33 protein-coding genes and 1 tRNA gene are annotated in these 20,061 nt (G+C 66.5%); 31 read left to right on the top strand and 3 right to left on the bottom strand.

Annotated elements, in window-relative coordinates:
* Positions 1-8 precede the first annotated feature (8 nt).
* The 24 genes from rpsC to prfA all read left to right on the top strand — a co-directional run bounded on the left by rpsC (position 9) and on the right by prfA (position 13,636).
* Entirely contained in the window at positions 9-737 is a 729-nt protein-coding gene (gene rpsC, locus H6G16_RS02750; protein ID WP_190388796.1) for a 30S ribosomal protein S3, read from the top strand.
* Positions 738-753: 16 nt separating this feature from the next.
* Positions 754-1,197, top strand: coding sequence for a 50S ribosomal protein L16 (gene rplP, locus H6G16_RS02745; RefSeq protein ID WP_190388795.1), 444 nt, complete (start codon positions 754-756; stop codon positions 1,195-1,197).
* Positions 1,198-1,201: 4 nt separating this feature from the next.
* On the top strand, positions 1,202-1,426 hold the full coding sequence (gene rpmC / locus H6G16_RS02740) for a 50S ribosomal protein L29 (protein ID WP_190388794.1): 225 nt from the start codon (positions 1,202-1,204) through the stop codon (positions 1,424-1,426).
* Positions 1,427-1,443: 17 nt separating this feature from the next.
* Positions 1,444-1,695 (top strand): 30S ribosomal protein S17, encoded by a 252-nt coding sequence (gene rpsQ, locus H6G16_RS02735; RefSeq protein ID WP_190388793.1) that lies wholly within the window; start codon positions 1,444-1,446, stop codon positions 1,693-1,695.
* Between the two features lie 12 nt (positions 1,696-1,707).
* Positions 1,708-2,073, top strand: coding sequence for a 50S ribosomal protein L14 (rplN, locus tag H6G16_RS02730; protein ID WP_048018117.1), 366 nt, complete (start codon positions 1,708-1,710; stop codon positions 2,071-2,073).
* 1 nt (position 2,074) lies between these two features.
* Positions 2,075-2,431: a 50S ribosomal protein L24 gene (gene rplX / locus H6G16_RS02725; RefSeq protein WP_190388792.1), complete on the top strand. Its 357-nt coding sequence runs from the start codon at positions 2,075-2,077 to the stop codon at positions 2,429-2,431.
* Between the two features lie 84 nt (positions 2,432-2,515).
* Positions 2,516-3,055 carry a 50S ribosomal protein L5 gene (rplE, locus tag H6G16_RS02720; protein WP_190388791.1) on the top strand — a complete coding sequence of 180 codons (540 nt, stop codon included), beginning with the start codon at positions 2,516-2,518 and terminating at the stop codon, positions 3,053-3,055.
* 19 nt (positions 3,056-3,074) lie between these two features.
* Entirely contained in the window at positions 3,075-3,476 is a 402-nt protein-coding gene (gene rpsH / locus H6G16_RS02715) for a 30S ribosomal protein S8 (RefSeq protein ID WP_190388790.1), read from the top strand.
* A 17-nt stretch (positions 3,477-3,493) separates the two neighbouring features.
* The gene (rplF, locus tag H6G16_RS02710; RefSeq protein WP_190388789.1) at positions 3,494-4,033 is read left to right on the top strand and encodes a 50S ribosomal protein L6; all 540 of its coding nucleotides are present in this window, start codon (positions 3,494-3,496) and stop codon (positions 4,031-4,033) included.
* A 32-nt stretch (positions 4,034-4,065) separates the two neighbouring features.
* Positions 4,066-4,431: a 50S ribosomal protein L18 gene (gene rplR / locus H6G16_RS02705; RefSeq protein ID WP_190388788.1), complete on the top strand. Its 366-nt coding sequence runs from the start codon at positions 4,066-4,068 to the stop codon at positions 4,429-4,431.
* Positions 4,432-4,445: 14 nt separating this feature from the next.
* Complete coding sequence (gene rpsE / locus H6G16_RS02700; RefSeq protein ID WP_190388787.1) at positions 4,446-5,102, top strand: 30S ribosomal protein S5; 657 nt, start codon at positions 4,446-4,448, stop codon at positions 5,100-5,102.
* A gap of 9 nt (positions 5,103-5,111) precedes the next feature.
* Positions 5,112-5,561: a 50S ribosomal protein L15 gene (gene rplO, locus H6G16_RS02695; RefSeq protein WP_190388786.1), complete on the top strand. Its 450-nt coding sequence runs from the start codon at positions 5,112-5,114 to the stop codon at positions 5,559-5,561.
* Between the two features lie 102 nt (positions 5,562-5,663).
* Positions 5,664-6,983, top strand: a complete 1,320-nt coding sequence (gene secY / locus H6G16_RS02690) for a preprotein translocase subunit SecY (protein ID WP_190388785.1) — start codon at positions 5,664-5,666, stop codon at positions 6,981-6,983.
* Positions 6,984-7,038: 55 nt separating this feature from the next.
* Positions 7,039-7,599, top strand: coding sequence for an adenylate kinase (locus H6G16_RS02685; protein ID WP_190388784.1), 561 nt, complete (start codon positions 7,039-7,041; stop codon positions 7,597-7,599).
* 64 nt (positions 7,600-7,663) lie between these two features.
* On the top strand, positions 7,664-7,777 hold the full coding sequence (rpmJ, locus tag H6G16_RS02680; protein ID WP_006173336.1) for a 50S ribosomal protein L36: 114 nt from the start codon (positions 7,664-7,666) through the stop codon (positions 7,775-7,777).
* Between the two features lie 95 nt (positions 7,778-7,872).
* Positions 7,873-8,238 (top strand): 30S ribosomal protein S13, encoded by a 366-nt coding sequence (gene rpsM, locus H6G16_RS02675; protein WP_190388783.1) that lies wholly within the window; start codon positions 7,873-7,875, stop codon positions 8,236-8,238.
* Positions 8,239-8,394: 156 nt separating this feature from the next.
* Positions 8,395-8,787 (top strand): 30S ribosomal protein S11, encoded by a 393-nt coding sequence (gene rpsK, locus H6G16_RS02670; RefSeq protein WP_010311626.1) that lies wholly within the window; start codon positions 8,395-8,397, stop codon positions 8,785-8,787.
* A 56-nt stretch (positions 8,788-8,843) separates the two neighbouring features.
* Complete coding sequence (locus H6G16_RS02665) at positions 8,844-9,782, top strand: DNA-directed RNA polymerase subunit alpha (RefSeq protein ID WP_094560064.1); 939 nt, start codon at positions 8,844-8,846, stop codon at positions 9,780-9,782.
* Between the two features lie 46 nt (positions 9,783-9,828).
* Complete coding sequence (rplQ, locus tag H6G16_RS02660; RefSeq protein ID WP_094560065.1) at positions 9,829-10,179, top strand: 50S ribosomal protein L17; 351 nt, start codon at positions 9,829-9,831, stop codon at positions 10,177-10,179.
* Positions 10,180-10,236: 57 nt separating this feature from the next.
* On the top strand, positions 10,237-11,157 hold the full coding sequence (truA, locus tag H6G16_RS02655; RefSeq protein WP_190388782.1) for a tRNA pseudouridine(38-40) synthase TruA: 921 nt from the start codon (positions 10,237-10,239) through the stop codon (positions 11,155-11,157).
* 82 nt (positions 11,158-11,239) lie between these two features.
* On the top strand, positions 11,240-11,692 hold the full coding sequence (rplM, locus tag H6G16_RS02650; RefSeq protein WP_190388781.1) for a 50S ribosomal protein L13: 453 nt from the start codon (positions 11,240-11,242) through the stop codon (positions 11,690-11,692).
* The gene (gene rpsI, locus H6G16_RS02645; RefSeq protein ID WP_094560068.1) at positions 11,689-12,090 is read left to right on the top strand and encodes a 30S ribosomal protein S9; all 402 of its coding nucleotides are present in this window, start codon (positions 11,689-11,691) and stop codon (positions 12,088-12,090) included. Before rplM ends, rpsI begins: the two co-directional genes overlap by 4 nt.
* Before the next feature lie 32 nt (positions 12,091-12,122).
* A complete protein-coding gene (rpmE, locus tag H6G16_RS02640; protein ID WP_190388780.1) occupies positions 12,123-12,431 on the top strand; it encodes a 50S ribosomal protein L31 in 309 nt (102 codons plus the stop codon).
* 107 nt (positions 12,432-12,538) lie between these two features.
* Positions 12,539-13,636 (top strand): peptide chain release factor 1, encoded by a 1,098-nt coding sequence (gene prfA / locus H6G16_RS02635; RefSeq protein ID WP_190388779.1) that lies wholly within the window; start codon positions 12,539-12,541, stop codon positions 13,634-13,636.
* Between the two features lie 5 nt (positions 13,637-13,641).
* On the opposite strand, the gene H6G16_RS02630 is transcribed toward prfA, so the two are convergent.
* A complete protein-coding gene (locus tag H6G16_RS02630; protein WP_190388778.1) occupies positions 13,642-14,142 on the bottom strand; it encodes an HNH endonuclease in 501 nt (166 codons plus the stop codon).
* Between the two features lie 110 nt (positions 14,143-14,252).
* On the opposite strand from H6G16_RS02630, the gene alr reads away from it, so the two are divergent.
* Entirely contained in the window at positions 14,253-15,419 is a 1,167-nt protein-coding gene (gene alr / locus H6G16_RS02625) for an alanine racemase (protein ID WP_190388841.1), read from the top strand.
* A gap of 19 nt (positions 15,420-15,438) precedes the next feature.
* Positions 15,439-15,527 (top strand) — tRNA-Ser (locus H6G16_RS02620).
* Between the two features lie 31 nt (positions 15,528-15,558).
* On the opposite strand, the gene H6G16_RS02615 is transcribed toward H6G16_RS02620, so the two are convergent.
* Entirely contained in the window at positions 15,559-16,512 is a 954-nt protein-coding gene (locus tag H6G16_RS02615; protein WP_190388777.1) for a serine hydrolase, read from the bottom strand.
* Positions 16,513-16,529: 17 nt separating this feature from the next.
* Here H6G16_RS02615 and H6G16_RS02610 point away from each other — a divergent pair, with 17 nt between their 5' ends.
* Positions 16,530-17,306 (top strand): C40 family peptidase, encoded by a 777-nt coding sequence (locus H6G16_RS02610; RefSeq protein ID WP_347238765.1) that lies wholly within the window; start codon positions 16,530-16,532, stop codon positions 17,304-17,306.
* Between the two features lie 25 nt (positions 17,307-17,331).
* Positions 17,332-18,294: a glycosyltransferase family 2 protein gene (locus H6G16_RS02605; protein WP_190388776.1), complete on the top strand. Its 963-nt coding sequence runs from the start codon at positions 17,332-17,334 to the stop codon at positions 18,292-18,294.
* Here H6G16_RS02605 and H6G16_RS02600 read toward each other — a convergent pair.
* On the bottom strand, positions 18,258-18,734 hold the full coding sequence (locus H6G16_RS02600) for a HEAT repeat domain-containing protein (protein WP_190388775.1): 477 nt from the start codon (positions 18,732-18,734) through the stop codon (positions 18,258-18,260). The genes H6G16_RS02605 and H6G16_RS02600 overlap by 37 nt on opposite strands.
* Before the next feature lie 90 nt (positions 18,735-18,824).
* On the opposite strand from H6G16_RS02600, the gene H6G16_RS02595 reads away from it, so the two are divergent.
* From H6G16_RS02595 to H6G16_RS02585, 3 genes are all read left to right on the top strand, one after another.
* On the top strand, positions 18,825-18,941 hold the full coding sequence (locus H6G16_RS02595) for a photosystem I reaction center subunit VIII (protein ID WP_190388774.1): 117 nt from the start codon (positions 18,825-18,827) through the stop codon (positions 18,939-18,941).
* A gap of 48 nt (positions 18,942-18,989) precedes the next feature.
* On the top strand, positions 18,990-19,481 hold the full coding sequence (locus tag H6G16_RS02590; protein ID WP_190388773.1) for a photosystem I reaction center subunit XI: 492 nt from the start codon (positions 18,990-18,992) through the stop codon (positions 19,479-19,481).
* Positions 19,482-19,761: 280 nt separating this feature from the next.
* On the top strand, positions 19,762-20,010 hold the full coding sequence (locus H6G16_RS02585) for a hypothetical protein (protein ID WP_190388772.1): 249 nt from the start codon (positions 19,762-19,764) through the stop codon (positions 20,008-20,010).
* Positions 20,011-20,061: the final 51 nt, after the last annotated feature.

Below are 20,061 nucleotides of genomic sequence, written 5' to 3'. Positions count from 1 at the left end.
ACCGACCGATGGGACACAAGATCCATCCAACCGGCCTGCGCCTGGGGATTACCCAGGATCACCGCTCGCGTTGGTACGCCCCCAGCAAGACCTATCCAACCCTCCTCCAGGAGGACGATCGGATCCGCAAGTTCGTCCACAAGAAGTACGGCGCTGCCGGCATCAGCGATGTGCTGATCGCCCGCAAGGCCGACCAACTGGAGGTCGAACTCAAGACCGCCCGTCCGGGCGTTCTTGTTGGCCGCCAGGGCAGCGGCATTGAGGAGCTGCGTGCCGGCATCCAAAAAACCCTCGGCGATGCCAACCGTCAGGTGCGCATCAACGTGGTGGAAGTCGAGCGGGTCGACGCCGACGCCTTCCTGCTGGCCGAATACATCGCCCAGCAACTGGAAAAGCGGGTTGCCTTCCGCCGCGTCATGCGCATGGCCGTGCAACGGGCCCAACGGGCTGGCGTGCTCGGTCTGAAGATCATGGTGGCCGGCCGCCTCAACGGCGCCGAAATCGCCCGTACCGAATGGACCCGCGAAGGTCGTGTGCCCCTGCACACCCTGCGCGCCGACATCGACTACGCCACCAAGTTGGCCAGCACCACCTATGGGGTGCTCGGCATCAAGGTGTGGGTGTTCAAGGGCGAGGTGCTGCCTGGCCAGAAAGAGCAGCTGCCCGTGGGTGCTGCCCCCCGCCGCCGGACCAGCCGGCAGCCGCAACAGTTTGAAGACCGCTCTAACAAAGAGTGATCAGGAGCCCTGAACCATGCTGAGTCCACGACGCGTCAAATTCCGCAAGCAACAGCGAGGCCGCATGCGCGGTGTCGCCACCCGCGGCAACACCATTGCCTTCGGTGAGTTTGCCCTGCAGGCCCAGGAATGTGGCTGGATCACCTCCCGCCAGATTGAGGCCAGCCGCCGAGCCATGACCCGCCACGTCAAGCGGGGCGGCAAGATCTGGATCCGGATCTTCCCCGACAAGCCCGTCACCATGCGCGCCGCCGAAACCCGAATGGGTTCCGGTAAGGGCAACCCGGAATTCTGGGTGGCCGTCATCAAGCCGGGTCGGATTCTGTTCGAGATGGGGGGTGCCGAAATCACCCCCGAAATCGCCAAGGAAGCCATGCGCCTGGCGCAATACAAGCTCCCCCTGAAGACCAAATTCCTGAGCCTGGCGGATCAGGACACTGCAGCCCCTGTGGAGGCCTGATCCAATGGCAAGACCCAACATCGCCGACGTGCGCAAGCTCAGCGGTGACCAAATCAACGAACAGGTCAACGCCACCCGGCGCGAGCTGTTTGAGCTGCGCTTCCAGCAGGCCACCCGCCGCCTGGAAAACCCGCACCGTTTCAAGGAAGCCCGCATCAAGCTGGCCCACCTGCTGACGGTGCAGAAGGAGCAACTGCGCTCCGCCGCCACGGCTGATTCAGCCTCCTGATACCCCCCCTCGATCCCATGGCACTCAAGGAAAGGGTCGGCACCGTCGTCAGCGACAAGATGGACAAAACGGTGGTGGTGGCGGTGGAAAACCGCTTCCCCCACCCCATCTATCAAAAGACGGTCAGCCGCACCACCCGTTACAAAGCCCACGACGAAGCGAACAGCTGCAAAGTGGGCGACCGGGTTCGCATCACCGAGACCCGCCCGCTCAGCCGCACCAAGCGCTGGACCGTGGCTGAAGTTCTCACCAACACCACCGTCGGTTGAGGACAACCCCCAATGATCCAACAGGAAACCTTTCTGAACGTCGCTGATAACAGCGGCGCCAAGCGCATCCAGTGCATCCGGGTGCTCGGTACCAACCGTCGCTACGCCCACGTGGGTGATGTGATCGTTGCAGCCGTCAAAGACGCCATGCCCAACATGGGCGTGAAGAAGTCGGACGTGGTCAAGGCCGTTGTGGTCCGCACCAAGGCCACCCTGCGCCGCGACACGGGCAACTCAATCCGGTTCGACGACAACGCCGCCGTGATCCTGGGCAACGACAACAACCCCAAGGGCACCCGCGTCTTCGGGCCCGTGGCCCGGGAGCTGCGCGAGCGCAACTTCACCAAGATTGTGTCCCTCGCCCCGGAGGTGATCTGAGATGGCCACCGCAACCCCCAAAGCCAAGTCCCCTGAGCGCATCAAAATGCGCCTCAAGAAAGGCGACACCGTTCAGGTGATCGCTGGCAAGGACAAGGGCAAGACCGGCGAAGTGCTCCGCACCCTGCCCTACGACAACCGGGTGGTGGTGCAGGGCATCAACCTCCGCACCCGCCACGTCAAACCCACCCAGGAAGGCGAATCCGGCCGGATCGTCACGGAGGAAGCCTCCGTGCACGCCTCCAATGTGATGCTCTACTCCACCACCAAACAGGTGGCCAGCCGGGTGGAGATCGTGGTGGAAAAGGATGGCACCAAGAAGCGTCGGCTGAAAAAAACCGGCGAAGTTCTGGATTGATCTCCTGCTTCTTCCTTCCTTCACCTTTCTCCCGTTCCCTGTCCGCCTTCTGACCCCGACCAGAAGCGCAACCCCTCCCCCGTCATGTCACTGAAACAGCGCTACCGGGAGACGATTCAACCGAAACTCCTCAAGGAGCTGAATCTCTCCAACATCCACGAAGTCCCGAAGGTGGTGAAAGTCACCGTCAACCGGGGCCTCGGCGAGGCCGCCCAGAACGCCAAGGCCCTTGAGGCCTCGATCACCGAGCTGGCCACGATCACCGGCCAGAAGGTGGTGGTGACCCGGGCCAAAAAGGCCATCGCCGGCTTCAAGATCCGTCAGGGCATGCCGATCGGCGTGGCCGTCACCCTCCGGGGCGAGCGGATGTACGCCTTCCTGGAGCGCCTGATTCACCTGGCCCTGCCTCGCATCCGCGACTTCCGCGGCGTGAGCCCCAAGAGCTTTGACGGTCGGGGGAACTACACCCTGGGAATCCGCGAGCAAATCATCTTCCCCGAGATCTCCTTCGACAAAATCGATGCGATCCGAGGTATGGACGTCACGATCGTGACCAACGCCCGTAACGACGAAGAGGGCCGGGCCCTCCTCCGCGAGATGGGAATGCCGTTCCGCAGCAACTGAGCCCTCTTCGGACCCGACCATGGCCAATCACGACCCGATTTCCGACATGCTCACCCGCATCCGCAATGCGAGTGAGAAGCGTCACGAGACCACCAAGATCCCTGCTTCCCGTCTGGTGCGCAACATCGCCAACGTGTTGCAGCAGGAGGGCTTCATCGCCGCCATCACCGAAGAAGGTGAGGGCGTGCAGAAGCACCTGGTTGTCGAGCTCAAGTACAGCGGCAAGCACCGCCAGCCGACGATCCGCTCCGTGCAGCGGGTCAGCAAGCCAGGCCTGCGCATCTACAAGAACAATCGCCAGCTGCCCAAAGTGTTGGGCGGCCTGGGAGTGGCCATCATCTCCACCTCCAAGGGAGTGATGAGCGACCGCGACGCCCGCAAGCAGGGTGTCGGTGGCGAAGTGCTCTGCTACGTCTACTGATCCTGGGAGGTTGATCCATGTCTCGTATTGGTAAAGCGCCGATTCCCCTCCCCGACAAGGTGAGCGTCAGCCTCAATGGCCTGGCCGTCACCGTGAAGGGCCCGAAGGGCGAACTCAGCCGCACCCTGCCCGATGGGGTGCAGATCTCCCAGGACGGCAACACCCTGGTGGTGAGCCCCAGCAGCGAAACGCGCCGCTCCCGTGAGCGCCACGGTCTCTGCCGCACGCTCGTCGCCAACATGGTGGAAGGCGTCAGCCAGGGCTACACCCGCAAGCTGGAAATCGTCGGTGTGGGCTACCGCGCCGCCGTCCAGGGCAAAAAGCTGGTGGTCTCTGCCGGCTACAGCCACCAGGTGGAGATGGTGCCCCCCGAGGGCGTCACCTTCGCCGTTGAGGGCAACACCACCGTGCTGGTCTCCGGGGCCAACAAGGAACTGGTGGGCAACGAAGCTGCCAAGGTGCGCGCCATTCGTCCGCCCGAGCCCTACAAGGGCAAGGGCATCAAGTACGAGGGTGAGCGCATCCTGCGCAAGGCCGGTAAGACCGGTAAGAAATGAGGTCTGCCTGAGCGTCGTTACCCTGTATCGCCATGTCTTCCATCTCCCGCAAACAGCAGACCCAGAAGCGTCACCGCCGCCTGCGTCGCCAGCTCACTGGCACGGCTGCCCGTCCCAGGCTCGCCGTGTTCCGCTCCAACAACCACATCTACGCCCAGGTCATCGACGACGACGCCCAGAACACCCTCTGTGCGGCATCGACCCTCGACAAGGACCTGCGCACCAGCCTCACCACCAGCGCCACCTGCGATGCCTCCGTGGCCGTGGGTGAGCTGGTTGCCAAACGGGCCCTTGCCAAGGGCATCCAGCAGGTGGTCTTCGATCGCGGCGGCAACCTGTACCACGGCCGGGTCAAGGCCCTGGCTGACGCCGCCCGGGAAGCGGGCCTTCAGTTCTGATCCCTGCTCTCACCATGACCGAAACCAACGATCAAGTTCAGTCCAACGACATTCCGGCCGCATCGGATGTGCCTGCAGCGGCCGAAGGCCAGCAGGAACGCCGGGGTGGCCGCGGTGAGGGCCGGGGTGGCGACAGCCGCCGCGGTGGGGGCCGCGGGCGCGACAACCGTCGCGGCGGTCAAGAGCGCGACTCCGAATGGCAGGAGCGGGTGGTGCAAATCCGCCGCGTCTCCAAGACCGTGAAAGGCGGCAAGAAGATGAGCTTCCGGGCCATCGTTGTCGTCGGCAACGAGAAGGGCCAGGTGGGCGTGGGCGTCGGCAAGGCCGGCGATGTGATCGGTGCCGTCCGCAAGGGCGTGGCCGATGGCAAGAAGCACCTGGTGAAGGTGCCCCTCACCCGCCACAGCTCCATCCCGACCCTCAGCAACGGCCGCGATGGCGCCGCCAGCGTGCTGATCCGCCCGGCCGCCCCCGGTACCGGTGTGATCGCGGGGGGCTCGATCCGCACGGTGCTCGAACTGGCCGGCATCAAGAACGTCCTGGCCAAGCGCCTCGGCTCCAAGACCCCCCTGAACAACGCCCGCGCTGCGATGGAGGCCCTGTCCGCCCTGCGGACCCACAAGGAGACCGCCAAGGAGCGGGGCATCTCCCTTGAGCAGATCTACTCCTGAGGCCTCGCCATGAGCATCAATCTCCAGTCGCTGAAACCCAACGCCGGCGCCCGACGCCGCAAGCTCCGCAAGGGCCGCGGCATCGCCGCCGGCCAGGGCGCCAGCTGCGGTTTCGGCATGCGCGGCCAGAAGTCCCGCTCCGGTCGCCCCACCCGGCCCGGCTTCGAGGGCGGCCAGATGCCCCTCTACCGGCGCATCCCCAAGCTCAAGCACTTTGAGCTGGTCAACCAGAAGGAATTCACGATCATCAACGTGGCCAAGCTGGCCGACTGCAAAGCCGGCAGCACCGTGAGCCTCGATTCCCTGGTCAAGGACGGCCTGGTCACAAGCCCCAAGCACCCCCTGAAGGTGCTGGGCAACGGGGACCTCAAGGTCAAGCTGACCGTGCAGGCGGCTGCCTTCACCGCCAGCGCCCGCGCCAAGATCGAAGCTGCCGGTGGCAGCTGCGAAGTCATCTGATCCCCTTGGGGCCCTCCGCCCTAAGGTCTGAGCCGTCCAGCGGATTCGGGGATCGTTCCCAGAGTCCGGCGGGCGGTTTTTTCATGCCCACCACACGCCGCCATGCTTGTTAGCCGGGGTCGCAACCCCAGTGCTGGGGAAATTCTCAGCCAACTGATCCAGTCGAAGGGCCTGCGCGACCGGGTGCTCACCACCCTCGGCCTGCTGCTGCTGGTGCGGCTTGGCATCTACATCCCGATGCCCGGCATCGACCGGGTGGCCTTCCAGGAGTTCCTCTCCCGTGGCGGCCAGCTGATCGGCTTCCTCGACATCTTCACCGGAGGCGGCCTCTCCACCCTGGGGATTTTCGCCCTCGGGATCCTGCCCTTCATCAACGCCTCGATCATCATCCAGCTGCTCACCGCAGCCCTGCCCCAGCTGGAAGACCTCCAGAAGAACGAAGGCGAGGCCGGCCGCCGCAAGATCGCCCAGATCACCCGTTATGTCGCCCTGGGCTGGGGCATCCTGCAGAGCCTGGTGTTTGCCCTGATCCTGCGGCAGTACGCCACCGAAGGACTCTCGGAGCCTGTGTTCGTCATCCAGACAGCCCTGGCCCTGGTGACCGGCTCCATGGTGGTGATGTGGATCAGTGAGGTGATCACCGAGCGGGGCATCGGCCAAGGGGCCTCCCTGGTGATCTTCGTGAACATCGTGGCCACCTTGCCCAAGGCGCTGGGCTCCACCATCGAGCTGGCCCAGAGCGGAGACCGCAGCACCGTCGGCGGCATCGTGGTGCTGGTGCTGGTCTTCCTGCTCACGATCGTGGGAATCATCTTCGTGCAGGAGGGCAACCGCCGGATCCCGATCGTGAGCGCCAAGCGCCAAGTGGGCGGGGCGGGCATGCTCTCCGCACGCCAGAGCTACCTGCCGCTCAAGCTCAACGCCGGCGGCGTGATGCCGATCATTTTCGCCTCGGCGGTGGTGTTCCTGCCGCTCACGATCGCCAACCTCACCCGCAGCCCCTGGCTGATCCAGTTGGCGGGCTACCTCAACCCCAACAGCAGCACCCCCTGGCTCTACGCCCTGGTGTTCTTTGCCCTGATCTGCGGCTTCGGCTTCTTCTACGCCTCGCTCACCGTCAATCCGGTGGACATTGCCACCAACCTCAAACGCAGTGGCGTGGCGATCCCAGGAGTTCGCCCAGGCTCGGCTACGGCGAACTATCTCAGCGGCGTGCAGAACAGGCTCACCCTGTTGGGCGGCGTCTTCCTCGGCGCCGTGGCGATCATCCCCTCCGCCGTAGAGGGTGCCACCCAGGTGCGCACCTTCCAGGGCTTGGGCGCCACCTCCCTGCTGATCCTGGTGGGGGTGGCAATCGACACCGCCAAGCAGGTGCAGACCTACGTGATCTCCCAGCGCTACGAGGGCATGGTGCGGCAGTGATGCGCCGCACTCCGGTCCTCCCTTCTCCGTCTCCATCCCCGCTTCCTCCCCTGCCATGAAGCAACGTCTCCTGTTCCTCGGCCCCCCCGGAGCCGGCAAGGGCACCCAGGCCCAGCAGCTGGCCGCAGGCCACAACCTGCTTCACCTCTCCACCGGCGATCTGCTGCGGGCTGAAGTGGCCGCCGGCAGCGCCCTCGGCCAGGAAGCCGAAGCGGTGATGGCCCGCGGGGAACTGGTGAGCGATGCGCTGGTGCTGGCCATCGTGCGCAGCCGCCTGGAAGCGCAGGCGGCCAGCGGCGGCGGCGGCTGGCTGCTCGACGGCTTCCCGCGCAACCGCGCCCAGGCCGAAGCCCTGGGCGCCCTGCTCGACGAGCTGCAGCAACCGATCGACCTGGTGGTGCTGATGGAACTCGATGACGCCGTGCTGATCCAGCGCCTGCTGGCCCGGGGCCGCGCCGACGACAACGAAGCCGTGATCCGTCACCGCCTGGAGGTCTATCGCGAGCAGACGGCCCCCCTGATCCGCTATTACGAGGAGAAGGGGCTGCTCCAGGCCGTAGAGGCCAACGGCCTGGTGGATGAGATCGCCGCGCGCATCACCGGCCTGCTGGGTTGAGTCCAGGAGGGCGTTGACCCGTGTGGTAGGTTGTCGGTTTGCAAATTCGGAGAGCACAACGCCCATGAAGGTGCGTGCCTCAGTCAAGAAGATGTGCGACAAGTGCCGGGTGATCCGTCGCCATGGCCGGGTGATGGTGATCTGCACCAATCCCAAGCACAAGCAGCGCCAGGGCTGACCAGCCCCGGCCAGCCCCGCCTGGGGGCCAGCTGCCCAACCCTTCCTTCCCGCTCCGCCTCGGCGGGGCCTCCTGCCCCCTCATCGATTTCCCACGTGGCTCGGATTGCCGGCGTTGATATCCCTCGCGAAAAGCGCGTTGAGATCGCCCTCACCTATGTGTATGGCATCGGTCTCACCCGTGCCCAGAAGATCCTGGCCAAGTCCGGGGTCAACCCGGACATCCGGGTGAAGGACCTCAGCGACGCCGACGTCCAGAAGCTGCGGGGCGCCGCCGAGAGCTTCACCCTGGAGGGCGACCTGCGCCGCCAGGAGGGCATGGCCCTCAAGCGTCTGCAGGACATCGGCTGCCTCCGCGGCCGGCGTCACCGCATGGGCCTGCCCGTGCGTGGCCAGCGCACCCGCACCAACGCCCGCACCCGCCGGGGTGCCCGTAAAACCGTGGCCGGCAAGAAGAAGTAAGGCGTTCCGCCTTCCTCTCTCTGCCCCTCGCCCTGCCGCCAACCGCTGTTCAGGTTCTGTCCCTCCGGTCAGTTCACCCGTTCGAGCTCCCGGCGTCACCAGAGCGACCCCCTTCACGTTCTCTGATCACCTCCTGCACCAGCAGGCCTTTCCGCCATGGCAAAGCCAGCCAAAAAATCCGGCGCCAAGAAAACGAAGCGCAACGTGCCCAACGGCGTGGCGCACATCCAGAGCACCTTCAACAACACCATCGTGTCGATCACCGACACGGCCGGTGAGGTGATCTCCTGGAGCTCCGCCGGCGCCAGTGGTTTCAAGGGAGCCCGCAAGGGCACCCCCTTCGCCGCCCAGACCGCCGCCGAGGCCGCTGCCCGCCGTGCCCTTGAGCAGGGCATGCGCCAGATCGAAGTGCTGGTGCGTGGCCCCGGCTCCGGCCGCGAAACCGCCATTCGCGCCCTGCAGGTCGCCGGCCTGGAAATCACCCTGATCCGCGACGTGACGCCGCTGCCCCACAACGGCTGCCGTCGCTCCAAGCGCCGTCGCGTCTGACCCGTCGTCTCGTGCTTGCCCCCGGGGCTTCCTTCACCCTTTCGACCCTTCAGACCGTGCTGCACTACCAAATTGATCGGATTGAGCACCAGGTCGCCGAAGACCGGTCCCAGACCGGCACCTTCCTGATCGGCCCGCTCGATCGCGGCCAGGCCACCACCCTCGGCAACGCCCTCCGGCGCGTCCTGATTGGCAGCCTGGAAGGCAGCGCCATCACCGCCGTGCGGATCTCCGGTGTCAACCACGAGTACGCCACCGTGCCCGGTGTGCGGGAAGACGTGCTCGACATCCTGCTCAACTGCAAGCAGATCTCCGTCAACAGCCGCAATCGCGAACTGGAGATCGGCCGTCTGGTGGTGAATGGTCCGGCCACGGTGACCGCCGCCGACCTGCAGTTCTCCTCCCAGGTGCAGGTGATCGACGGCGACCGGCTGATCGCCACCGTGGCCGAAGGCCACAGCCTGGAAATGGAAGTGCATGTGGAGCGCGGCGTGGGCTACCGGCCCGTCGATCGCCACAGCGAAGACACCAGTGCCATCGACCTGCTCCAGATCGATGCGGTGTTCAAACCGGTGCGCCGCGTCAATTACACCGTCGACGAAACCGCCGTGGGTGAGGGCGGCTCCGCCCGCGAAAGGCTGCGCCTGGAGATCGAAACCAACGGCAGCGTCACCCCCGACGACGCCATGGCCCAGGCCGCGAACCAACTGATCGCCCTGTTCCAGCCCCTGGCCAGCCTCACCATGGTGGAGGAGCCTGGCCTTGAGCCGGAGCCTTCCGCCGAGGCCCAGATTCCCCTCGAAGAGCTCAACCTCTCGGTGCGGGCCTACAACTGCCTGAAGCGCGCCCAGGTCAACTCCGTGTCCGACCTGATGGGCTTCAGCTACGAAGATCTCCTGGAGATCAAGAACTTCGGCTCCAAGTCAGCCGATGAGGTGATCGAAGCGCTGGAGCGCATCGGCATCACCCTGCCCCAGAGCCGCACCAGCGCCTGACCGGCGGCCCCGTTTCCCGACACGCCATCTCACCAGCCCCAGTCCCATGCGACACCAGTGCCGAGTCCCCATGCTGGGACGCCCCGCCGACCAACGCAAAGCCATGCTGCGTGGTCTCACCACCCAGTTGATTCGCGAAGGCAGGGTCACCACCACCAAGGCCCGGGCCAAGGCCCTCCGCGATGAAGCCGAGCGCATGATCAGCCTGGCCAAGGACGGCAGCCTGGCGGCCCGTCGCCGGGCCATCGGCTACATCTACGACAAGCAGCTGGTCCACGCCCTGTTTGACAAGGCCCAGGAACGCTATGGCGAGCGCCAGGGCGGCTACACCCGGATCATCCGCACCGTGCCCCGCCGTGGCGACAATGCCGAAATGGCCATCATCGAGCTGGTTTGAGTCCCCCGAGGGCTCGTTAACAGCGCCGCGGTGGAGACCATCCACCGCGGTTTTTTAATGGAGCCGGCCCTTCCCCCCGACCCTTCCCTGCACCGGATCGCCCTCTGCCTGCAATACGACGGCAGTGCCTTCTGCGGCTGGCAACGCCAGCGCAATGCCCCCAGCGTGCAGGAGACCCTGGAGAGCGCGATCGCCGGGCTGGAGCCCCATGGCCCCGCCCGCACCATGGCAGCCGGCCGCACCGACACCGGGGTGCACGCCGCGGCCCAGGTGGTGCACTTCGACAGCGCCGGGCCCATCCCGCCGGAGCGCTGGCCCAAGGCCCTGAACGGACGGCTGCCGAGCTCGATTCGTATCCGGGCAGCCGCAGCGGTGCCCGACACCTGGCACGCCTGCTTCAGCGCCACCTACCGGCGCTACCGCTACACGATCCTCAACGCCCGCACTCCCAATCTGTTCCTGGCCCCCTGGAGCTGGCAGCGATACCAGCAACGGCTCGACGACCAGGCGATGGGCCTGGCCCTCGAGGCCATGCTGGGGGAGCACGATTTCTCGGCCTTCCAGCGGGCCGGCAGCCGCCGGGCCCATGGACGCACGACCCTGCAGGAGGTGTGCCTGGAGCGCCAGGGTGACCTGATCACGGTGGAGCTGCAGGCCAGCGGCTTCCTCTACGGCATGGTGCGCCTCGTGATGGGCCAGCTGGTGGCGGTGGGCGAGGGCCGGCTCAGCCGCATGGCCTTCGAACGCCGCTGGCGGGAGTGCCGCCGGGTGGAGGTGAAGGAGGCCGCGCCGCCCCAGGGCCTGTGCCTGCTGCGGGTGGGCTATCCCAGCGAAGTCTTCCCCAGACCCGCCTGGTATGATTGCCAACCGCGGTTTCAGCTCGAGACCTCCGATTCACCGGATCTCCAGCCTGCTTCAGCCGTCCCGTCCGCCCAACCCGCGCCGCTGCCATCCGGGGGCGCGCAGGCCAGGCGGTAAGGTCACTGAAACCGGGCGTTGGGTTTCCAACGACCAGCTGTCCTGCCCCAACTTCCGGCCTGCCGGTGCCTGATCAGGCGACATGAACAAGACCCCCCTGCCCTCCATTGATTCCCTTGACCGCCAGTGGTATCTGGTGGATGCGGAGAATCAGACCCTCGGTCGCCTGGCCAGCGAAGTGGCCCAGGTGTTGCGCGGCAAAAACAAGCCCTGCTACACCCCCCACCTCGACACCGGCGACTTTGTGATCGTCATCAACGCCGACAAGGTGAGGGTGAGCGGTAACAAGCCCACCCAAAAGATCTACCGACGCCATTCGGGCCGGCCCGGTGGCATGAAAACCGAAACCTTCGAGCACCTCCAGGCCCGGATCCCCGAGCGCATTGTGGAGAAGGCCATCAAGGGCATGCTTCCCCACAACGCCCTGGGCCGTCAGCTGTTCCGCAAGTTGAAGGTCTACAAGGGCACCGAGCATCCCCATGCCGCCCAGCAGCCCCAGGTTCTCGCCCTCGATCCCGCCACCGCAGCCCAATGAGCACCAACAAAGTCGTCTACTGGGGTACGGGTCGTCGCAAGACCGCCGTTGCCCGCGTGCGTGTGGTTCCCGGCAACGGCACCGTCACCATCAACGGTCGCCCTGGCGATAACTACCTCAACTACAACCCCGTCTACCTGGCGGCGGTGAAAGCCCCCCTGCAGACCCTCGGCTTGGCCGCCGAGTATGACCTGTTGGTCAATGTGCGCGGTGGTGGCCTGACCGGCCAGGCCGATGCCATCAAGCAGGGCGCCGCCCGGGCCCTGTGCGACCTGTCCCCCGACAACCGCAAACCGCTCAAGACCGAAGGCCACCTCAGCCGCGACCCGCGCGCCAAGGAGCGCCGCAAGTACGGCCTGAAGAAAGCCCGTAAGGCTCCTCAGTTCTCCAAGCGCTGATTTCTTCTCTTCGCCATCAGCCCCTTCCTGCCATGCCCAAGGCCGACATCCATCCCACCTGGTACCCCGATGCCAAGGTGATCTGCAACGGAGAGGTGGTCATGACCACCGGCTCCACCTCGCCCGAGATCCACGTCGACGTGTGGAGTGGCAACCATCCCTTCTACACCGGGACCCAGAAGATCCTGGACACCGAGGGTCGGGTGGACCGCTTCATGCGCAAGTACGGCATGGGCGGAGCCGAAGCCGGCTCCAGCTCGGGCGCCAAAAAGGCCGCCAAGAGCGAAGCCCCGGCCCCAGCTGCCGCCGCTGAAGCCACCCCTGCAGCAGCCGAAGCCTGAGTTCGGCCTGGCCTGATCGCGATTGACTTCCAATCCCCTGGCCGGGTGCTTTCGGGCATCCGGCTTTGTCTTGTCTGGAGCCCTCCAGGCCCCGCTCCGCCCCGCCGATGGACCCCTCCCTGCTGCATGAGCGCCTGGACACGGCCCGCCGCACCTTCGAGACCCTCGAACGGCAGCTGGCCGATCCCGCCGTGGCCTCCAACCCCAGCCAGCTGCAGGCGATCGCCCAGGAGCGCGCCCGCCTGGAGCCCTTGGTGCAGGACCACCAGCAACTCCAGAAGCTCGAACTGGAAGAGCAGGAAGCCCGCGCCCTGCTGAAGGAGCATCGAGGCGACCCCGCCATGGAAGAGCTCGCCACCGACGAGCTCGCCAGCCTGGCAACCGCCATCAGCAGCCTGCGCGACCGGCTCACCCTGGCCCTGCTGCCGCGGGATCCCCGGGACGAGCGCAGCGTGATGCTGGAGATCCGAGCCGGCGCAGGGGGTGATGAGGCGGCCATCTGGGCCGGCGATCTGGCCCGCATGTATGAGCGGTATGCCCAGAGCGTGGGCTGGCGGGTGGAGCCGGTGAGCGCCTCAGAAGCGGAACTGGGGGGGTACAAAGAACTGATCCTGGCCATCCAGGGGGAGGGGGTGTTCAGCCAGTTGAAATTCGAGGCTGGCGTGCACCGGGTGCAACGGGTGCCCGCCACCGAATCCCAGGGCCGGGTGCATACCTCCACTGCCACTGTGGCCGTGATGCCGGAAGCCGACCCCGTGGAGGTGCAGATCGATCCCACCGACATTGAGATCAGCACCGCCCGCTCCGGCGGTGCGGGCGGTCAGAACGTCAACAAGGTGGAAACGGCGGTGGACCTGCTGCACAAACCCACTGGCATCCGGGTGTTCTGCACCCAGGAACGCTCCCAACTGCAAAACCGCGAACGGGCCTTCGAGATCCTGCGCGCCAAGCTCTACGAGCGCCAACTGGCCGAGGCCAATGCCCAGGAGCGTTCTGCCCGGCTGGCCCAAGTGGGGAGCGGCGATCGCAGCGAAAAGATCCGCACCTACAACTACAAAGACAACCGCACCACCGACCACCGCCTGGGCCGCAACTTTTCCCTGGAGCCCGTGCTCAATGGCCAGTTGCACGATCTGATCGGGGCCTGCATCGCCGCAGACCAGAGCCGCCAACTGGAAGAACTGGCCGAGGAGGTGGCCCGCTGATCGGCTCAGGCGCCGATCACATACTTGGCCCACTCCCCATGCAGGCCGGCAGAGATGTGGCGACTGGCCTCGAAGTTGAGGCTGCTGAGGGGGCGATGGGGCTGCCTGGCCAGGGGCATGCCCGCCTCCCGGGGCGTGCGGTTGCCCTTGCGCACATTGCAAGGCAAGCAGGCGGTGGTGACGTTCTCCCAGGTGTCGAGGCCACCCCGGCTGCGGGGCACCACGTGATCCACCGAAAGCTGGTCGCTGCAGGTGCCGCAGTACTGGCAACGGTGGCCATCGCGATGGAAGAGGTTGCGGCGGGTGAGCGGCAGTGGTTTGTAGGGCACCCGCACGTAATGGCGCAGCCGGATCACCGTGGGCAGCCAGGTATCGTCGCGAATCCTGCGGGCCGGATCATGTTCAAGCCCCTCGGCCTTCCCCTTCAGCACCATCACCACGGCACGGCGCCAGGTAGTGATGTTGAGGGGCTCGTAGGACGCATTCAGAACGAGAACGTGGCCCATGCCAGCACCCGTGTTGGGCGGCATGCTAGGCGCAATCTTCGGTGGGATCCGTGACCCAGGCCACCACATCCACCCAGGCCAGTTGGAACGGTGCGGCCGCCGAGGCCGAGATGGCCCGCCAACGGGCCTGGGTGGAAGTGGACACCGCGGCGATTACCGCCAATGCCCGCAGCCTCAAACGCTGCATCGGCCCCCGCACCAGCCTGATGGCCGTGGTCAAAGCCGATGGCTACGGCCACGGCTCGGTGCCGGTGGCCCGGGCCGCCCTGGCCGGCGGGGCCAGCGAATGCGGCGTCGCCACCCTGGCCGAGGGCATCGAACTGCGCCGGGCCGGAATCCAGGCGCCGGTTCTGGTGCTGGGCAGCCTCAGCCAGGTGGAAGAACTGCGCTGCTGCCTCCATTGGCAACTGATGCCCACCATCAGCGGCATGCGGGAAGCCCTGCTCTGCCAGAACCTCGCCAGCGGCCAGGGCCGGTCCATGGCCCTGCAGCTGAAACTCGATACCGGCATGGCGCGGCTTGGGGCCGATTGGCAGGAGGGACCCAGACTGGTGACGGCCCTGGCGGAGCTGGAGGCCGTTGAACTCAAGGGCGTGTATTCCCACCTGGCGAGCGCCGATGCCGCCCCCCTCGAGGACGATGGCCTCACCCATCAACAGCAGCAGCGCTTCGACACGGTGCTGCGCGCCCTGCACGACCTCGGCCTGCAGGCAGGCAGCCGCCACCTGGCCAACTCCGCGGGCACCCTGCGCAGCGCCGGGCTCCACTACGACCTGGTGCGGGTGGGGCTCGCCCTCTACGGCCACAGCCCCGCCGCCCACCTGGCCGGCGCCATCCCCCTGGAGGCGGCCATGACCCTGCACGCCCGGGTGAGCCTGATCCGGGAGGTGGGTGCGGGAGTGGGGGTGAGCTACGGCCACCGGTTCCACACCTCCCGGCCCAGCCGCTTGGCGGTGGTGGGCATCGGCTACGCCGATGGTGTGCCGCGCCAGCTGTCCAACCAGCTTGAGGTGCTGTTCCAGGGCCAGCGCCTGCCCCAGGTGGGGGCCATCACCATGGACCAGTTGGTGCTCGATGTCACCGACTGCCCGGGCCTGGACGTGGGCTCGGTGGTGACCTTGCTGGGCCGGGACGGTGACCAACAGATCACCCCCTCCGACTGGAGCGACCGCTGCCAGACCATCCCCTGGGAAATCCTTTGCGGGTTCAAGCACCGGCTACCACGACTCACCGCTGCCCAGGCCGCCTGGGAGGGCCCCAACGATGGGGCTCACTGATAAGCTCATCGGGCCCCCTGGAGAGGTGGCTGAGTGGTTGAAAGCGGCTCCCTGCTAAGGAGTTACAGGTGGCAACATCTGTCGAGGGTTCGAATCCCTCCCTCTCCGTTTGAACCCGGTTGACAGGCTGAAGGAGGGCTCACCCGCGCCCCCCTTCAGCTGCATGGCCGCAGACCTCGGCCAACCGGGAGGCCAATTCGGGCAGCAGTTGGGTATCCCGGGCGCAAGCCTGCCCTTCAGTGAAAATCACCAACAGGAACGGCGACGCCCCGCCGGCCCCTTCCACGTAGGCCGCATCGTGGCGCGCCTGGCTCATCCAGCCGGCCTTGCTCCAGAGCCGGCTGCCGGCCGGCAGCCCTTCGCCGATGAACCCATCCACCTGGTTCTCCGGATCGGCGGCCCGTTGGGCCGGATCCAGGCTGCGGGACAGCACCGCGCGCATCCGTGCTCCGGCTGGAGGAGAGACCAGGGCCGACGCCATCACCCCCTGCAGCAGACGGGCGACGGCATCGGTGCTCAGGCGATTGCGGTTCTCCAGCTGGGCGCCATAAAACTCCCGTTCACGGCCGTAGGGGCCATCCCCCCAGGTTTTCTGACAGGCATTGCAGCCCTCGAGCTCCGGCCAGCCGAGCTCCGCCAGCCAGCGGTTCACCACTTGACGCTGCTCCACCCAGGAGGCCATCCGCTCCGCAGGCAAGGCCGGACCGCTGGTGGTGCCGCTCAGCAGATCCAGCACCAGCCCCGTGGCGTCATTGCTGGAATCGCGGATCATGTCGGCCAGCGCGCGCCGCAGCTCCGGCGTCTCCTCCAGCAGGTCGGCCTGGCGCCAGGCCTCGGCCGCCACCAGATACACCAACTTCACCACGCTGGCGGGATAGCGCAACCGCTCGCCGGCCCAGCTCGCCCCCTGCACCGGCAGCGCCCAGAACTGGTCCGGGGCCCGATCGGCAGCACGGCCGACCAGGGACTGGTCGTAACGCACCCAGGTGATCGAGAGCTGCTGGGCCAGTCCAGGCCGCCCTTCGAGCTCCAGGGCGCGCACCAGGTCGGCCAGGATCTGGCCCATGGCCGGATCTGGGCTGTAGAACGCCATCACCGCCGGCAACCGTTGTGGCGACATTAGGCACCATCGACCCGCTCCACCTGGCCAGCGGCACCCCCGCGGCCCCCGAATGGCTGAGGGCCGGCACGATCTGGCGCCTCAGCGGTCCGGTCAACCTGCACAGCCAGCCCCAGGGTGCCGGACTGGCCACCCAGGCCTGGGCCGGCCGACACCTGCAGATTTTGTCCTCCGGGCAGGAAGCCATGCCCGGCCAACGGCTGCGGGTGCGGCTGCTGGAGGATGGCTACCCCGGCTGGATGGACCCGGCGGCGCTGCTGGGACGGGCGGTGGCCAGTGCGCGCCCCCTGGCACCAGCCGTGACACGTCGCGCCATCGCCCAGCGGCTGCCCCAGGTGCTGACCTTTGCCAAGGCCGCCCACGATCAACCCAACACCTACCTCTGGGGCGGCAGCCTGGGGCCCAATTACGACTGCTCTGGCCTGATCCAGCGGGCCTTTGCCAGCGCTGGCATCTGGATTCCCCGCGATGCCTACCTGCAGGAACGCTTCTGCCAGCCTGTGGCGGTGCAACCCGGCCACACCCAGCTGCTGGCCCCCGGCGACCTGATCTTCTTCGGCCCTCCCCGGCGCTGCACCCATGTGGGTTTGCACCTGGGGGCCGGAACCTATCTGCACAGCTCCGGCAGCGCCCACGGCCGCAACGGCATTGGCCTCGACACCCTTGCGCCCCACAATCCCGATCCGGTGGCCCGCCACTACCGGCTGGAACTGCGCGGCGCCGGGCGGGTGATGCACAGCCATGACGGCAGCCCGCTGCCCGCTTAGGGTCACCGCCAGAAACAGCCTGGAGATGAGCCAGCCCGTGCCGGAACTCTCCGTGGTGGTGCCCCTCTACAACGAGGAGGAGAGCCTGCCCCAGCTGGTGGACCAACTGCTGGCCGCCATGCGGGTGCTCAACCTGCCCTTCGAACTGGTGCTGGTGGATGACGGCTCCAAGGACGGCACCGCCAACGTGCTCAGCGCCCTGGCGGCCACCGTGCCCGAGCTGGTGGCGGTGCTGCTGCGGCGCAACTACGGCCAGAGCGCTGCCATGGCGGCGGGTTTCGATGCCAGCCGCGGGGCCGTGATCGTCACCCTCGATGGGGACCTGCAGAACGATCCGGCCGACATACCCCTGCTATTGGCCGAGCTCAACCAGGGCTACGACCTGGTGAGTGGCTGGCGTCACCAGCGCCAGGATGCTGCTTTGCAACGGCTCCTGCCGAGCCGGATCGCCAATCGCCTGATCGCCCGGGTCACCGGCGTTCGGCTGCACGACTACGGCTGTTCCCTCAAGGCCTACCGCCGGGAGGTGGTGAGTGACCTGAACCTCTACGGCGAACTGCACCGCTTCCTGCCAGCCCTGGCCTTCATCGAAGGGGCGCGGATCAGCGAAGTGAAGGTGAACCACCACCCCCGGCGTTTTGGCCAAAGCAAGTACGGCCTGGATCGCACCTTCCGGGTGCTGATGGACCTGCTGACCGTGTGGTTCATGAAGCGCTTTCTCACCCGGCCGATGCACGTGTTCGGTTTCGGGGGGCTGGCGGCCATGGGCTTGGGCGTCATGGTCGGCCTCTGGCTCGTCGGCGAAAAGCTCTTACTGGGCAGTGACATCGGCGATCGCCCCCTGCTGCTGATGGCCCTGCTCAGTTTTCTGACGGGGGTGCAGCTGTTCTGCTTTGGCCTGCTGGCGGAGCTGCAGATGCGCACCTACCACGAAAGCCAGGGGCGCCCGATCTATCGGGTGCGCGACACATTGCGCGGCAGCGCCTGAGTGAGCGGAGGCCGCGCAGTGCTGCGTCCCCGGAAGCGCTCCATGGCCTGGGCTGCAGCGAACACCACGGCCGGATCCACATCCCGCAGGCCGCGATAGAGCAAGGGCAGGGTCTGACGGCCTCCCCAGCGCCGGGCCGCCTCGATGGCCGCCAGGCGCTGGGGACTATCTCCCCCCAACTGCTCAGCAAGGCGCTGCCGAAAAGCAGCCCGTTCCCGGGCCGTGGCAGGCAGGGGCAACAGTCCATCCGGGCTGGGCAGCGGCTGGAGCGAAGGCCCACTGGCCGCCGGGGCAGGAGCCATGAGGGCGATCTGAGCGCGATTCAGGGCCGCGATCGCCTGGGTGTCGATGGTCGCTGCCACGGAGGGGCGTCGGCGGGCCAGAACCCAATACAGGGCCACCAAAACGGCCGCCGAACCAGCAAGCAAAGAAGGATGCATGGATTGAACTTTTATGTCGCCCCAGGAAGGCCGTTGGGGCTGGCTTGGGGCAGCTCCTTACAGTACCGAAGGTTGCTATTGGCCCGCGCCATGACTGGAGAATTCGCTGCCGCCTGGTTGCCCTCAGTGTTTGTACCCCTGGTGGGAATCCTCGGCCCAGCCGTGGCCATGGCCCTGCTCTTCAACGTGATCGAAGCGCGCGATTGAGCTCTCTCCGGAGCCGTTGTCCTTCCTCACCGCACCTTCCCCGCCACCATGACCGTGACCCCCGTGGCCGACCCCTGCGTCGGCAATCTGGCCACCCCCGTCAACAGCAGCTATTTCAGCCGGGCTTTTCTGAATGCCCTGCCGGCCTACCGTCCGTCCCTTTCGCCCAATCGGCGCGGCCTGGAAGTGGGCATGGCCCATGGCTTCTTCCTCTACGGACCCTTCACCATCTGCGGCCCCCTGCGGCTCACCGAATACGCCAGCACCGCGGGCCTGCTGGCCACCATCGGCCTGGTGTCGATCCTCACCGTGTGCCTGTCGATCTACGGCACCGCTGGCAATGGGCCGAACATTCAGCCCACGGATGCCACCATCGACAATCCACCCGCAGACCTCTTCACCAAGGCTGGCTGGGCTGAATTTGCGAGTGGCTTCTGGCTCGGAGGCTGTGGCGGTGCTGCCTTTGCCTGGTTCCTCGCCGGAACGGCGATTGTTTCTCCCCTGGTCAACATCGCCGGTGGGGTCTGGAGCGTCAGCTGAACGCATCGGCCACCTGGCACCTAAAGCCCCGCTCAGGCGGGGCTTTTTTGATGGGACATCGCTGCCCAAGTGCAGCCCTGTGGCACCGCTCGAATCGGGCCAACAATGGAAGGAAACGCCTCAGCACGCCATGGTCCGTTCCAGCCGTCACAGACCTCGCCCCAACGGCCGAGCTCCCTTCCCTAACCGCTGGGTGAACCCGGCCTGGCTGGGCACACCCTTCTTGTGTGCAGCCCTGTTGCTCACAGCCTGCGGCAGGGAAGCCGCCAAGCCCAGGGCCGTGACTTCCGTGCCTGACGCCCAACTCCCCAATACAAGCCAGCAGCAGGCCCAGCGAGCGGCCACACAAGAACGCAAGGCGGCCGAAGCCAAAGCTGCCGCCACGGCCCTCCGGCGCGGCTGGAGTGAAGGACACCAATCCACCGTGGCCTGCCTCCACGGCGAACGGGCCCAAACCGATGGCAACGAACTGCGCTGCGAAGAGCAGGCGTATGTCGAACGGAATTACCCGGCAGCGAGCAGCCGTTAAGGGATGGCTGGCTAAGGGCCGTGTCGATGTCGATTGGGAAGATCTGCCATA

It is taken from the genome of Cyanobium sp. FACHB-13342, assembly GCF_014697415.1.
Lineage (GTDB): Bacteria > Cyanobacteriota > Cyanobacteriia > PCC-6307 > Cyanobiaceae > Cyanobium_A.
The sequence above is the reverse complement of the archived record's forward strand: the minus strand, read 5'-3'. Positions and strand labels throughout refer to the sequence as shown.

Bases quoted from the DNA above. Each gene is read 5' to 3' on its own strand.
- H6G16_RS02615 (WP_190388777.1), bottom strand. From the start codon at position 16,512: ATGGCGTTCTACAGCCCAGATCCGGCCATGGGCCAGATCCTGGCCGAC.
- alr (WP_190388841.1), top strand. From the start codon at position 14,253: ATGGCCCGCCAACGGGCCTGGGTGGAAGTGGACACCGCGGCGATTACC.
- rplP (WP_190388795.1), top strand. From the start codon at position 754: ATGCTGAGTCCACGACGCGTCAAATTCCGCAAGCAACAGCGAGGCCGC.
- rpsK (WP_010311626.1), top strand. From the start codon at position 8,395: ATGGCAAAGCCAGCCAAAAAATCCGGCGCCAAGAAAACGAAGCGCAAC.
- rplN (WP_048018117.1), top strand. From the start codon at position 1,708: ATGATCCAACAGGAAACCTTTCTGAACGTCGCTGATAACAGCGGCGCC.
- H6G16_RS02590 (WP_190388773.1), top strand. From the start codon at position 18,990: ATGACCGTGACCCCCGTGGCCGACCCCTGCGTCGGCAATCTGGCCACC.
- prfA (WP_190388779.1), top strand. From the start codon at position 12,539: ATGGACCCCTCCCTGCTGCATGAGCGCCTGGACACGGCCCGCCGCACC.
- rplR (WP_190388788.1), top strand. From the start codon at position 4,066: ATGTCTTCCATCTCCCGCAAACAGCAGACCCAGAAGCGTCACCGCCGC.
- rpsE (WP_190388787.1), top strand. From the start codon at position 4,446: ATGACCGAAACCAACGATCAAGTTCAGTCCAACGACATTCCGGCCGCA.
- rpmC (WP_190388794.1), top strand. From the start codon at position 1,202: ATGGCAAGACCCAACATCGCCGACGTGCGCAAGCTCAGCGGTGACCAA.
- rplX (WP_190388792.1), top strand. From the start codon at position 2,075: ATGGCCACCGCAACCCCCAAAGCCAAGTCCCCTGAGCGCATCAAAATG.
- rpmJ (WP_006173336.1), top strand. From the start codon at position 7,664: ATGAAGGTGCGTGCCTCAGTCAAGAAGATGTGCGACAAGTGCCGGGTG.
- rpmE (WP_190388780.1), top strand. From the start codon at position 12,123: ATGCCCAAGGCCGACATCCATCCCACCTGGTACCCCGATGCCAAGGTG.
- rpsH (WP_190388790.1), top strand. From the start codon at position 3,075: ATGGCCAATCACGACCCGATTTCCGACATGCTCACCCGCATCCGCAAT.
- H6G16_RS02595 (WP_190388774.1), top strand. From the start codon at position 18,825: ATGACTGGAGAATTCGCTGCCGCCTGGTTGCCCTCAGTGTTTGTACCC.
- H6G16_RS02630 (WP_190388778.1), bottom strand. From the start codon at position 14,142: ATGGGCCACGTTCTCGTTCTGAATGCGTCCTACGAGCCCCTCAACATC.
- H6G16_RS02600 (WP_190388775.1), bottom strand. From the start codon at position 18,734: ATGCATCCTTCTTTGCTTGCTGGTTCGGCGGCCGTTTTGGTGGCCCTG.
- H6G16_RS02605 (WP_190388776.1), top strand. From the start codon at position 17,332: ATGAGCCAGCCCGTGCCGGAACTCTCCGTGGTGGTGCCCCTCTACAAC.
- rplM (WP_190388781.1), top strand. From the start codon at position 11,240: ATGAACAAGACCCCCCTGCCCTCCATTGATTCCCTTGACCGCCAGTGG.
- rpsC (WP_190388796.1), top strand. From the start codon at position 9: ATGGGACACAAGATCCATCCAACCGGCCTGCGCCTGGGGATTACCCAG.
- rplF (WP_190388789.1), top strand. From the start codon at position 3,494: ATGTCTCGTATTGGTAAAGCGCCGATTCCCCTCCCCGACAAGGTGAGC.
- secY (WP_190388785.1), top strand. From the start codon at position 5,664: ATGCTTGTTAGCCGGGGTCGCAACCCCAGTGCTGGGGAAATTCTCAGC.
- rplQ (WP_094560065.1), top strand. From the start codon at position 9,829: ATGCGACACCAGTGCCGAGTCCCCATGCTGGGACGCCCCGCCGACCAA.
- H6G16_RS02685 (WP_190388784.1), top strand. From the start codon at position 7,039: ATGAAGCAACGTCTCCTGTTCCTCGGCCCCCCCGGAGCCGGCAAGGGC.
- rplE (WP_190388791.1), top strand. From the start codon at position 2,516: ATGTCACTGAAACAGCGCTACCGGGAGACGATTCAACCGAAACTCCTC.
- rpsI (WP_094560068.1), top strand. From the start codon at position 11,689: ATGAGCACCAACAAAGTCGTCTACTGGGGTACGGGTCGTCGCAAGACC.
- rpsQ (WP_190388793.1), top strand. From the start codon at position 1,444: ATGGCACTCAAGGAAAGGGTCGGCACCGTCGTCAGCGACAAGATGGAC.
- rplO (WP_190388786.1), top strand. From the start codon at position 5,112: ATGAGCATCAATCTCCAGTCGCTGAAACCCAACGCCGGCGCCCGACGC.
- truA (WP_190388782.1), top strand. From the start codon at position 10,237: ATGGAGCCGGCCCTTCCCCCCGACCCTTCCCTGCACCGGATCGCCCTC.